General features: G+C 68.2%; 11 protein-coding genes. 3 read left to right on the forward strand and 8 right to left on the reverse strand.

Annotation, left to right across the window (positions count from 1 at the left end; genetic code table 11):
- Nucleotides 1-46: 46 nt before the first annotated feature.
- The 4 genes from AABM36_RS07820 to AABM36_RS07835 form a co-directional block, all read right to left on the reverse strand.
- The gene (locus AABM36_RS07820) at nt 47-1,714 is read right to left on the reverse strand and encodes a cytochrome b (protein ID WP_423445679.1); all 1,668 of its coding nucleotides are present in this window, start codon (nt 1,712-1,714) and stop codon (nt 47-49) included.
- Nucleotides 1,714-2,808, reverse strand: coding sequence for a ubiquinol-cytochrome c reductase iron-sulfur subunit (locus AABM36_RS07825; protein ID WP_039101167.1), 1,095 nt, complete (start codon nt 2,806-2,808; stop codon nt 1,714-1,716). The genes AABM36_RS07820 and AABM36_RS07825 overlap by 1 nt, the downstream gene beginning before the upstream one ends.
- 70 nt (nt 2,809-2,878) lie before the next feature.
- Nucleotides 2,879-3,670, reverse strand: coding sequence for a c-type cytochrome (locus AABM36_RS07830; RefSeq protein WP_039101168.1), 792 nt, complete (start codon nt 3,668-3,670; stop codon nt 2,879-2,881).
- Between the two features lie 59 nt (nt 3,671-3,729).
- The gene (locus AABM36_RS07835; RefSeq protein WP_019309216.1) at nt 3,730-4,368 is read right to left on the reverse strand and encodes a cytochrome c oxidase subunit 3; all 639 of its coding nucleotides are present in this window, start codon (nt 4,366-4,368) and stop codon (nt 3,730-3,732) included.
- A 236-nt stretch (nt 4,369-4,604) separates the two neighbouring features.
- Here AABM36_RS07835 and trpD point away from each other — a divergent pair, with 236 nt between their 5' ends.
- Nucleotides 4,605-5,606, forward strand: coding sequence for an anthranilate phosphoribosyltransferase (gene trpD / locus AABM36_RS07840; protein ID WP_180956189.1), 1,002 nt, complete (start codon nt 4,605-4,607; stop codon nt 5,604-5,606).
- A gap of 85 nt (nt 5,607-5,691) precedes the next feature.
- On the opposite strand, the gene AABM36_RS07845 is transcribed toward trpD, so the two are convergent.
- From AABM36_RS07845 to AABM36_RS07855, 3 genes are all read right to left on the reverse strand, one after another.
- The gene (locus tag AABM36_RS07845) at nt 5,692-5,973 is read right to left on the reverse strand and encodes an Lrp/AsnC family transcriptional regulator (RefSeq protein WP_029603117.1); all 282 of its coding nucleotides are present in this window, start codon (nt 5,971-5,973) and stop codon (nt 5,692-5,694) included.
- Between the two features lie 102 nt (nt 5,974-6,075).
- Entirely contained in the window at nt 6,076-6,516 is a 441-nt protein-coding gene (locus tag AABM36_RS07850; protein ID WP_019309213.1) for a DUF3054 domain-containing protein, read from the reverse strand.
- A gap of 787 nt (nt 6,517-7,303) precedes the next feature.
- Nucleotides 7,304-8,440, reverse strand: a complete 1,137-nt coding sequence (locus AABM36_RS07855; RefSeq protein ID WP_144801571.1) for an ABC transporter permease — start codon at nt 8,438-8,440, stop codon at nt 7,304-7,306.
- 94 nt (nt 8,441-8,534) lie between these two features.
- Between AABM36_RS07855 and AABM36_RS07860 the strand changes: the two genes are divergently transcribed.
- Complete coding sequence (locus tag AABM36_RS07860) at nt 8,535-9,176, forward strand: TetR/AcrR family transcriptional regulator (protein WP_423445682.1); 642 nt, start codon at nt 8,535-8,537, stop codon at nt 9,174-9,176.
- Between the two features lie 200 nt (nt 9,177-9,376).
- Here the strand turns inward: AABM36_RS07860 and glgA are convergent, their stop codons facing one another.
- Nucleotides 9,377-10,570 carry a glycogen synthase gene (glgA, locus tag AABM36_RS07865; protein WP_423445684.1) on the reverse strand — a complete coding sequence of 398 codons (1,194 nt, stop codon included), beginning with the start codon at nt 10,568-10,570 and terminating at the stop codon, nt 9,377-9,379.
- Between the two features lie 472 nt (nt 10,571-11,042).
- Here glgA and glgC point away from each other — a divergent pair, with 472 nt between their 5' ends.
- The gene (gene glgC, locus AABM36_RS07870) at nt 11,043-12,287 is read left to right on the forward strand and encodes a glucose-1-phosphate adenylyltransferase (protein WP_257744122.1); all 1,245 of its coding nucleotides are present in this window, start codon (nt 11,043-11,045) and stop codon (nt 12,285-12,287) included.
- Nucleotides 12,288-12,301 lie beyond the last annotated feature (14 nt).

Consider the following 12,301-nt stretch of genomic DNA (forward strand, 5'->3'; position numbering starts at 1 on the left):
AGATCTCCACGGGCCCATGGCCGAACGGGTGCTAACCCGTGCGCGGCTACTTCTCGATCTGCGCCGAGTGCGACCCGGCGCCCACCGCGACAGGCTCCGCACCGTGGTGACCGTGCGCGGCTTCAAGCTCCGCCGGGGTCACGGGGGCCACACGGTCCTCGAAGAAGAACTGGCTCAGTCGGCCGCGCATCTTCTCGGATGACGTGATCTTGCCCTTGGCGTTCGCCCGAGCAGGCTGCACCTGTCGGTCCTCGAAGTCCACCAGCTTGTAGCGGCGGTACTCGTCGAGCGGCTCGTGGACCTCCACGAATTCACCGTGGGGCAGCGCCTGGATTCGACCGGACTCGCGGCCGTGCAGCACAATCTCGCGGTCCTTGCGCTGCAGCGACAGGCAGAATCGGCGGACGATGATGAACGCCAGGATGGGGCCGAGGAAGTACAGCGCCCGCAGCCAGTAGATGACGTCGTTCACGGCCACGTGGAAGTGAGTCGCGATGAGGTCGCCGGAGGCGGCGATCATCTGAACGGCGTAGAAGGTCACGCCAGCGGCGCCCACGGCCGTACGGAACGGCGCGTTGCGGGGGCGGTCCAGAACGTTGTGCACGCGGTCGTCGCGGGTCACCCAGCGCTCGATCCAGGGCCAGGCGAACATGACCCCGAACATCGCGGCCATGGGGATCAGCGGCAGCAGGATGGCCAGGGGAAGGACGATCCCGAAGATGTCCACCTCCCACGAGAAGGGCCACGAGCCGGGCATGAGCCGCAGGCCGCCGTCCGAGAAGCCCATGTACCAGTCGGGCTGAGAGCCCGCCTGCACGGGGGAGGGATCGTAGGGACCGTAGTTCCAGATCGCGTTGATCGTGGTGGTGCCGGCCATCAGCGCCAGGATGCCGAAGACGATGAAGAAGAACCCACCGGCCTTGGCTGCGTACACGGGGCCCACGGGGAAGCCGACCACGTTGTCCTCGGTGCGGCCCGGGCCAGGGAACTGGGTGTGCTTGTGCACGACCACCATGAAGAGGTGGACCACGATCATCATGAGGATCAGCGCGGGGATGATCAGCACGTGGACGATGTACAGGCGACCGATGATCGCGTCACCCGGGAACTCGCCGCCGAACATGAACATCGAGATGTAGGTGCCCACCACGGGGATGGACTTCGCGATGGCGTCCGCAATGCGCAGGCCGTTGCCGGAGAGCACGTCGTCCGGGAGGGAGTAGCCGGAGAAGCCGGCCACGATCGCCAGGATGAAGAGCACGCAGCCCACGACCCAGTTGAGCTCACGGGGGCGACGGAACGCGCCGGTGAAGAACACGCGGAGCATGTGCACCGACAGCGCCATGACGAAGAGCAATGCGGACCAGTGGTGCAGCTGACGCAGGAAGAGCCCGCCGCGGATGTCGAAGGAGATGTCCAAGGTGGAGGCGTAGGCGCCGGACATCTCCACGCCCTGCATGGGCACGTAGCTTCCGGTGTACTCCGTGGATGTCATGGTCGGATCGAACCACAGGGCCAGGAACGTGCCGGACAGCAGCAGGATCACAAAGCTGTACAGCGCCACCTCGCCGAACATGAAGGACCAGTGGTCGGGGAAGACCTTGCGCCCGAACTCCTTCACAATGGAGGACCCGCCCACGCGAGTGTCAACGAAGTTGGCAATGCGTCCGGTGCGAGTGGTGGGCCGGTATTCGAAGTCAGTAGATGTGGACATCAGTTCGCCTCATCCTGCATGTCTTGGACGGCGAAACCACGCTGGGAGTAGGTGGGTCCCACGGGCTCGTGGAAGTCGCTACGGGCAACGAGGTAGCCGTCGGAATCAACGGAAATGGGCAGCTGCGGCAGGGGGCGGGATGCCGGGCCGAAGATGACCTCACACTCGTTCGTGAGGTCGAACGTGGACTGGTGGCACGGGCACAGCAGGTGGTGCGTGTGCTGCTCGTACAGGGCGATGGGGCAGCCCACGTGCGTGCAGACCTTGGAGTAGGCGAAGATGCCGTCCACGTTCCAGTCCTTGCGGTCCTCGGACACGTTGACCTGGTCCGGGTCCAGACGCATGAGGAGCACCACGGCCTTGGCCTTCTCGTCGAGGTAGCCCTCTTCGTGGCCGAGGCTCGTGAGGTTCTCGGGGATCACGTGGAACGCGGAGCCCAGGGTGACGTCCGAGGCCTTGATGGGGGTCCCGGAGGGGTCACGCACCAGGCGGACGCCCTCGTCCCACATGGTGTGGCGCAGCACCTTGAGGTCGGTCGGGCCGAGGTCCTTGAGCAGCCCCACGAAGGGGAGGGGCATCAGGACGGCCGCACCGATCAGGGTGTTGCGCAGCAGCGGACGACGCTTCACGCCGGACTCGTCGTAGATCGTGTTGAGGATGCTCTGCGCGTCAGCGCGCTGCTCCTCGGTGCGGATGTCGTGACGCATCTCCACGATCTCGTGGTCAGGCATCAGGGTGCGGGCCCAGTGGACCACGCCGATGCCGATGCCGAACATTCCGAGTGCGATGCCCAGGCCCAGCAGAAGGTTCTGCAGGCGCAGCTGGGAAGTGGGCTCGGTGTTGACCGCATCGTAGAGCGGGCCGTCCACGCGGACGCCGAAGTACCCCACGAAGAAGATCACGGATCCGATGATGGAGAGCAGGAACAGCAGCACCACCTGGTGCTCTGCCCGCTTGGCCGCCTTGGGGTCGACGTCCGTCACCCGCGGACGGTGCGGCGGAAGCCCCGGATTGTGAAAGCGGTCCTGGTCCGCGCCGTCCGAGGTGACTACCGCCCCGCTGTCGTGGGGAGTGCCATCACGATGGTCGCCCATGTGGTCCCTCATTCTTCTCTTGGTGCTGTGAATAGTGTCTTGGGTGCCGGCCGGTGGCCGACGGGTGCTCTCAGGCGGAGCGGGAGGTCAGCCAGACGGTGAAGCCGATCACCACGACCAGGCCAATGGTCCAGATGAAGAGGCCCTCGGAGACGGGGCCCAGCGAGCCGAGGCTGAAGCCGCCCACCGTGGTGTTGTTGTCGAGGGTCTTGAGGTACGTGATGACGTCCTGCTTCTCCTCGGGGGTGATGTTGGCGTCGTTGAAGACGGGCATGTTCTGCGGGCCGGTCTGCATGGCCTCGTAGATGTGCTTCTCGCTGACGCCCATGAGGGAGGGAGCGTACTTGCCGCGCGTCAGCGCGCCGCCCTGGCCCGCCGCGTTGTGGCACATGGCGCAGTTGGCGAGGAACACCTTGGCTCCGTTGGCGGAGTCGCCCTCGGCGATGTCGAGGTACTCCTCCTCGGGAACCGTGGGGCCCGCACCGAGGGACGCGACGTACGCCGCAAGCTGGTCGGTCTGCTCCTGGCTGAACTGCTCGGGCTTGACCGGGGCCTGGGGGCCCTGCATCTGCATGGGCATGCGCCCGGTGCCCACCTGGAAGTCGACGGCGGCGGCGCCGACGCCGATCAGGGACGGGCCGGTGTCGCTGCCCTGGGCCTGCATGCCGTGGCACGTGGAGCAGTTGGCCTGGAAGAGCTTCTCGCCCTCCTGGACGTCCTGAGCCGAGTAGCTGGTGGTCTCGGCCTTGGCTTCATTGGTGGTTGTGGCAACTGCGTAGAGTCCACCGGTCAGAAGCAAAGCCATGACCAGCAGCGCGAGGGCTGCCAGAGGATGGCGGCGCTTTTGTGAGAGTGCCTTCACGTCAAACGTTCCTTTTACTCGGTTCTAGATCAGGGAGGGGCGGATGGTCCGGTGATGGACTACTTGATGAAGTAGACCAGGAAGAAGAGGACGATCCAGACCACGTCGACGAAGTGCCAGTAGTAGGACACCACGATGGCCGAGGTGGCCTCGTAGTGGCCGAAGCGCTTGGCGACGAAGGCGCGGCCGATGATGAAGAGGAATGCAATCAGACCGCCGGTCACGTGGAGCGCGTGGAAGCCGGTGGTGATGTAGAAGGCAGAGCCGTAGGCGCTGGCCGAGATGGTGACGCCCTCGGCCACCAGGGAGGCGTACTCGTAGACCTGGACGGACACGAAGACGGCGCCCATGAGGAAGGTCAGCGCGAACCACTCGGTGAGTCCCCACTTGGAGAACTGGAACAGGCCGCCGGTGCGCCGGGGCTGGAGCCGCTCGGCAGCGAACACGCCGAACTGGCACGTCACGGAACTGAGCACGAGGATCAGGGTGTTGACCGACGCCATGGGGACGTTGAGCACTTCGGTGTTCTCCGCCCACACCTCGGGTGAGGTGGCGCGCAGCGTGAAGTACATGGCAAAGAGTCCGGCGAAGAACATCACTTCGGAGGACAACCACACGATGGTGCCCACGGAGGTGAGGTTGGGGCGAGTGATGCTCGCACCCACCGGTTTGGCTGGGGTATGAGTCGCAGTTGTCACAGAGACATTATGTCGCCAAAACTTCCGGCGGACCAACCATCTGGGCCTCGGGGCTCCACCGTGTCGCAGCTTCGGGCCGGCGGGGGAGGACGGTCGGGGGCCCGCTGCACCGCGCCACCGCACAGATTGCGGGTCCCCACCGGGCGGCGGAGCGCGGTCCGCAGAACGGTAGAGTCGAACGCGTGACTACCTCCAGCAGCACCGTGACACCCGCCCAGTGGCCCGATCTCCTCACCATGCTGTCCCAGGGCAGGGACCTCTCCTGGGACCAGGCCTACTGGGCCATGGACCGCATCATGGCGGGGGAGGTCCCCGACGCCGTGATCGCGGGCTTCCTCATGGCGCTGCGGACCAAGGGGGAGAGTGTCGCCGAGCTCAACGGATTGGCGGACGCCATGGTGGCTCGCGCCCACCCCATCTCGGTGCCGGGGCCGTCCCTGGACATCGTGGGAACGGGCGGGGACAGGCTCTCGAGCGTCAACATCTCCACGATGGCGGCCCTGGTGTGCGCCGGCGCGGGCGCGCGGGTGGTCAAGCACGGCAACCGTGCGTCGTCGTCCAAGTCCGGCTCCGCAGACGTGCTGGAGGTGCTGGGCGTGCAGCTGGACATGCCCCTGGACCGGGTGCGCCGCGCGGCCACCGAGGTGGGCATCACCTTCCTCTTCGCCCAGACCTTCCACCCCTCGATGCGCTTCGCGGCCACGGCCCGCAAGTCCCTGGGCGTGGCCACCGCCTTCAACTTCCTGGGCCCCCTCACGAACCCCGCGCGGGTGCGGTCGTCCGCGATCGGGGTGGCCGACGCCGCTCTGGCACCCCTGATGGCCGGCGTGTTCCGCAACCGTGGCGACCGTGCCCTGGTGTTCCGCGGAGGCGACGGGCTCGACGAGCTCACGGTCACCGCGCCGTCGGACGTGTGGGAGGTGCGCGACGGTGAGATCCAGGAGCACTCGCTGGACCCCCTGGACCTGGACATGCCCCGCGCCACCGTGGAGGACCTGCGGGGCCGGGACGCCATCTACAACGCCGGTGTGGTGCGCGATGTGCTGGACGGGGCCCCGGGACACGTGCGGCACGCCGTGCTGCTCAACGCGGCGGCAGGGCTCGTGGCCGCGGAGGAGTCGGCCGAGGGGTCGTTCATGGACCGGTTCGCGAGTGCGCTGCGCCGTGCAGAGGAGGCCGTGGACTCCGGCGCGGCCCGGGACGTCCTGGCGCGCTGGGTGGCGTTCGCCGCCGAGTGACCCGGCCCGGGGGAGTGCGCCGCCCCGGAACGACGACGCCGCCCACCCCTGACACGGGTGGGCGGCGTTTGCGTGCGGGTGAGTCTCAGTCGTCGATGCCGAGAGAGAATGCGGCGTCGAGGTCGTGCGTGCTGTAGGTGCGGAAGGCGATGTTGGTGCTGGTGGAGACCACGCCCGGCACCTTGGAGAGCTCGTCCGCGATGACGTCGGCCAGCTGCTCGTGGCGGTCCACCCGCACCATGGCGATGAGGTCCCACTCACCGGTCACGGAGTAGACCTCGGAGACCCCGCGGATGTCGGAGACCTCCTGCGCGACCTCGGGAATGCGGTCCGAGGAGGTCTTGATCAGGACGATGGCGGTGAACATGGGGTTCCTTTCCACGGGGTCGTCCCAGCCTAGCTGGGCCGTGCGGCCGACACGCGCCCGTGCGGGCACCGCGGATGCCGACGGGACGCATGGAGTGAGGTGTCAGCGGGAGCGCAGGTGGTGGAGCAGCGCCAGCACCAGCCGGTAGCCGATGAGGAGCACCGCCAGCGTCAGCAGGCTCACCACCACGAACGGCAGCGCCGTGCCCTGGCCGGTGAGGGTGCGCAGCACCATGCCGCCCACCTCGGCGCACAGCCACACCGAGAGGCCCGTGGGGATCACCGCAGCGGGGTGACGGGTTCCTCTGCAGGCCAGCCAGCCGAGGAGCGCGCCCACGAGGAACGGCCACGCGGTCACAAGGATTCCCGAGAGGCTCTCGCCGTGGCTCGTGCGGCCGATCCCGGCGAACACGATGACCAGCAGGAGGTCAGTGGCCAGGTACGCGGGCCACCGTTCGCCCGAGCGGTGCATCTCGGGACCGGAGGAGGTCGGGGACGTGGTGAGGGATCGGTCGGCGGTGCTGTGGGGCGAGTCGGTGTCCATGATGTCGATGCTATCGCCCGCTCACTAAGTCAAGTCTGCAGTGAAACTCAAATCAAAAGGTGCAAGGCTCACGTGAGACACGAAGAAATGGCGTGCCTGTGCAGGACGGGACATTGGGGGAGTCGCACCAACCGCCTAGCCCTCGAGGGCCCGGAGCTCCGCGCGCCGTCCGCACGGAGCAGACGCCTGTGCTGCACGCTGCGCGGTGTTGGGTGACGAGTAGACCGCATCGGCGGCCTGGGGGCCCTGGGCGTGGAAGACGGTGATCATGCAATGGGTCACAGTGGAAGCCTCTCAGCCGGTGTGCCGTGGTAATCGGTGTGCTGCGGGGCGGCGCGACGCCGCATCCACGAGACTGTGACGCCGGCCATGTGGTGGGACGCGCAGTGGGACGCAGGGTCCTGGATTCCTCGCCGAGATGCAGTGCCGACCACTGGGTCCATGGTGCGCCACGGTGGCGACTGACGGTTTGTACCAGTCCTGCGGTGATGGGGCACCGCGGGCGGTCGGCAGCGCGCGTGAGTGCGCCGTCGCCTGTGGCTCGAAGGGCCGACGGGCGAAACCGGCGCACGGTTGCGGAATGCTGGGCCGGCGTGGTGCCGCATGCGACGGGCCTCACCACGGGGGCTCCAGGTGGCGTCCAATGGGTCGTCGTTCTGGGCTGTGACCCGAGATCTCACGCTGCACCCGTACAGCCGATAATGCACATTATGTAAAGTAAGCCGGAACGGACGAAGGGGAACCGTCTCCCGACGACTCCCCTTCGTCCCCTCTTGTCATCCTCCGTTCACCCGGGTAGGTCCCGCGGCACGACGTCCGGCGCCTCTTCCTTGCCCGTGAGCGCCGACTCGTTCTTGTGGTGACCGAGGAACGTCAGCACGACCCCCAGCGTCACCCAGGCGATCAGCGCCCACACCTGTGCGGCGATGTTCGCCTCCGGGAAGTACGAGAGATCCCGCAGCAGTGTTCCGGACAGGCCCGGCACCAGCCACTGCCCGATATCCCCGAACGGCGCCAGGATGAACTCCTTGGGTGAGGTCAGCGCCGAGATCGGGTTGCCGATGAACATGGTAAGGATCGCACCCACGGCCAGCCCCGCTCGTCCGATGAGTGAGCTCAACCCCACGATCACCGAGGCGGTGGCGGTGATCCCCAGCCCGATGGCGGCCCAGTTGGCCAGGAAGTTGGCCTGCAGGATCCCGAACAGTCCCTGCAGGATGGCGGCCAGCACGAAGCCTCCGATGACTCCGTACAGCCCCAGTGCCAGCAGGTGCTTGCGCACCCCGGTCACCAGCGTGGAGATCAGGATGCCGCCGATCATCCCACCCATGGTCAGGGGCAGCCCGGCGATGGCCAGCCCACTCCCCTTCGGATCGTCCTCGGACAGCGGGACCACGTCCGTGGTGGTCACCGTGGGCGGAGCGCCGGCCTGCTGCTGCGGTGCCTGCTGGCTCAGGGCCGCCATGCCCGCGGGCCCATTGGCCGCGGCCTCCTTGACCTTCTCGAGCGCCTCCGTGGTCCCCTCGATGACCTTCTGGTCGATGCCGCGCTGCACGGTCGTGGCCATCCCGCTGAGCATCTGTGACGCCACGGGGCTTGCCGCGCTGGCCGTGAGGAACTCGGGCTGCTCCCCCAGCACGATCCCGCCGTACACCTCGCGGGTCCTGATCCCGTTGACGGCGTCCTCCCGGTGGGCCACCGGGTGCAGGTCCAGCATGTTCTCCGGCATCTTCTCGGTCACGGCGTCGATCTGCTCCTGCGTGCCGACGATCGCCACGGGCAGGTTCTCGGTGGTCGAGGTCATCGTGGGCCAGGCGAAGGCGAGCAGCACGACGGCCACCACGCCCGAGGCGACCAGGGCCGCTGTGACGCTCTTGAGCCAGTCGGGGCGCCGCCGTGGCTGCGGAGTCTGGACGTGGGACATGACCCGCCCCTTTCAAAAAGAATGATTGTTCTTGGAAAGTGTGAACCCGCTCCGCTAGGCTGTCAAGAACGATCGTTCGTTTTTGGAGGTGGACGTGCCCAAGGTCACGGAAGAGCACAGGGAGCAGATGCGGCGTCGGATCCAGGACGCCGCCCTGGTCTGCATCGGGCGCAAGGGCTTCTCGGCGGTGTCCATGGCGGACATCATCGCGGAGTCGGGCCTCTCGTCCGGCGCCGTGTACGTCTACTACCGGGGCAAGGACGACCTCTTCCTGGACGCGAGCCGCGGCGTCATGCGCGACCGGCTGGGGGCCCTGGACCGCCTGCACTCCCAGAGCCCGCTCCCCCATCCGGCGCGCGCCATGGCCATGGTGGTCACGGACCTGCCGGAGGGTGCCACGTTCCCCGGTCTGCCCCTGCAGGTGTGGGGCGAGTCGGTCCGCCGCCCCGAGCTGCAGGTGGCGGCGCGCGGAATTCTCGCGGAGGCGGGCAGCCATCTGCGCCGCTATCTGAGCGCGTGGCTGCGCAGCGAGCGCGGCCTGGTGGAGGACGACGCCGATCGGCTGGCCGACTGCCTCCGTCCCGCCTTCATCGGGCTGGTCCAGGGCTACATGGTGCAGGTGAGCCTCTCAGAGGATCCGAAGCAGACGCACGAGGCCTACGTGCAGGCGGTCGAACACCTGTTGAGCGGCGTTCTGGCCCAGCCGGGTCAGGATGCCGGGCCCGCCAACGGCTGACCAGGTGGTGGGGCAGCACGTCCTGGCACGGCAGTCCCCAAGCACCGCACTTGCCGTCGGGTGGAGAGCCCCCCGAGCTGCCCGTTGAGCCGCGCGTGCCGGACATGAACGGACCCCGGCGCCCAGGGACCATGCGGTCCGGGGCGCCGGGGTCCGAGCCGAGGGACGCGAGGTGCGGGTCTCCCGTGCCGGGGTGAGCGTCAGAGCACCGAGCGGTAGACCTCCAGGGTCTGCTGGGCGATGGACTCCCACGAGAAGTGCTCCTCCACGCGGCGTCGCCCGGCCTCACCCATGCGGCGAGCGCGCTCGGGGTCGGAGACCATGTCCGTGAGGGCGGCGGCGAAGTCGTCCACGAACTTCTGGGGGTCCAGGGGCGTTCCGGTGCCGTCGGTGACCTGCTCGATGGGGACCAGGGTTCCGGTCTCGCCGTCGGCGACGACCTCGGGGATGCCGCCCGTGGCGGAGGCGACCACGGCCGCGCCGCACGCCATGGCCTCGAGGTTGACGATGCCCAGGGGCTCGTACACGGAGGGGCACGCGAAGGCGGTGGCGTGGGAGAGGATCTGGATGACCTCGCGGCGCGGCAGCATCTTCTCGATGAGCACCACGCCGTCCCGTTCGCTCTTGAGCTGCTCGATGAGGGCGTTGACCTCGGCGCCGAGCTCGGGGGTGTCAGCGGCTCCGGCGCACAGCACGAGCTGCACCTCGGGCGGCAGCTGCAGGGCGGCGCGCAGGAGGTAGGGCACACCCTTCTGGCGGGTCACGCGGCCCACGAACGCCACGGAGGGCCGGGCGGGGTCGATGCCGTACTCCACCAGGACGTCCGTGGCCTCGTCCCGGTTCCACTGGGTGACGTCGATGCCGTTGTGCACGGTGCGCACGCGCTCGGGGTCCACGGCCGGGTAGGAGCGCAGGATGTCCTGGCGCATCCCCTCGGACACGGCGATGATCGCGGCGGCGGCCTCGTAGGAGGTCTGCTCCGCGAAGGAGGACACCCGGTAGCCGCCGCCGAGCTGCTCGGCCTTCCACGGGCGCAGGGGCTCCAGGGAGTGGGCGGAGAGCACGTGCGGGATGTCGTACATCAGGGAGGAGAGGTGCCCGCCCATGTTGGCGTACCACGTGTGGGAGTGCACGAGGTCCGAGCCGGCGACGTCCTGGACCATGGTGAGGTCCACGCCCAGGGTCTGCACGGCGGCGTTCGCGTCACCGAACTCGGAGGGCACCGGGTACGCCTTGACCCGTGCGCCGTGGAAGTCCGGGTCCCGGGGTTCACCGAAGCAGCGGACGTTGAGGTCCACGAGCGGTGCGAGCACGCGGGACAGCTCGGCCACGTGCACCCCCGCTCCCCCGTAGATGGCCGGCGGGAACTCTTTGCTCAGAATGTCTACTCGCACAGTGCGAGCGTACTGCACGGCTCCCGCGCTCCACAGGTGTCCCTCGGGCGACGCCGCCCGGTCGCCACGGCACCGCGCGTGCGCCGTCGCTGCGCCCGCGGTCCGTGCGCCCCGGTCTGGGCGACGACGGCCGCATGACGACGGCCCGTGTCGCCGGGGTCCGCCCCGCATGCCGGTCCGAGACCACCCGGCCCCACCCCGCACTCCCGTCCGCGGCCGAGCGACACCGACCCTCACCCCCTCAGGGGTGGTGCGCGCGAGGGGCGCGGCGGCGTCGTCGTGCCACCCCGGGCAGCCGGTGCCGTGGAGACGGGCGACTACTGCCCGGCGGGGGCGAAAAGTTGCCATGAGTTCGGGTCGGTGTTGTGTCAGCCCAGGTGGAGTGGGACACAATGACGGTGAAGACCAGATGACGTCGACGCCGCGTCGCGGCCCACGGGCCCTGACCGTCTCGGGAAGTGGAGTGCTACGTATGTCACGACAGAAGAAGGTCCTGGCGATCGTGCTGGCCGGCGGCGAGGGCAAGCGCCTGATGCCGCTCACGGAGGACCGGGCCAAGCCCGCCGTGCCGTTCGCGGGGGGCTACCGGCTGATCGACTTCGCCCTGTCCAACCTGGTGAACTCGGGGTACCTGCAGATCGTGGTGCTCACGCAGTACAAGTCCCACTCCCTGGACCGGCACCTGTCCGAGACGTGGCGGCTGTCCACGCAGCTGGGCAACTACGTCACGTCCGTGCCCGCGCAGCAGCGCCGTGGCAAGGACTGGTTCCTGGGCTCGGCCAACGCCATCTACCAGTCCATGAACCTGATCGACGACGCCGATCCGGACATCGTGGTGGTGGTGGGCGCGGATCACGTGTACCGCATGGACTTCGCGGACATGGTGGAGAAGCACATCGAGTCCGGGGCCAAGGCCACGGTGGCCGCCGTGCGCCAGCCCATGGAGATGGTCAAGTCCTTCGGCGTGATCGAGACGGACCCGCACGATCCCGCGAAGATCGCGCGCTTCGTGGAGAAGCCGGACACCACCGCTCCCCTGCCGGACGATCCCGACTCGTTCCTGGCCTCGATGGGCAACTACGTGTTCGACCGGGACGCCCTCGTGGAGGCGCTGCGCACGGACAACGAGAAGGCGGACACCCACCACGACATGGGCGGGGACATCATGCCGTACTTCTCGCAGCGCGGGGAGGCCGTGGTCTACGACTTCACGCACAACGACGTCCCGGGCTCCACGGACCGGGACCGGCAGTACTGGCGGGACGTGGGCACCCTGGACTCCTACTACGAGTCCCACATGGACCTGATCCGCCCGCTGCCGGTGTTCAACCTCTACAACTACGACTGGCCCATCTACACGCACCAGATCATGGCGCCTCCCGCCAGGACGGTGCGCGGACCCAACGGCCAGGCGGGCGTGGCGTTCGACTCCATCGTCTCCCCCGGCGTGCTGATCACCGGCGGGCACGTGGGCTCCTCCGTGCTCTCCCCCAAGGTCAAGGTGGAGCACGACGCCCGTGTCACCGAGTCCGTGCTCATGCAGAACGTGCAGATCGGTGCCGGTGCCACGGTGCACCGCTGCATCCTGGACAAGAACGTGGTGGTCCCCCCGGGGTTCACCGTGGGCCTGGACCGGGAGCAGGACCTCGCGCGCGGGCTCACGGTCACGGAGTCCGGTCTCACGATCGCTCCCAAGAACTACCGCTTCGAGAAGTAGGCGCACAGGGCGGG

The organism is Kocuria sp. KSNUG (genome assembly GCF_049532735.1).
Classification (GTDB): domain Bacteria; phylum Actinomycetota; class Actinomycetes; order Actinomycetales; family Micrococcaceae; genus Kocuria; species Kocuria rhizophila.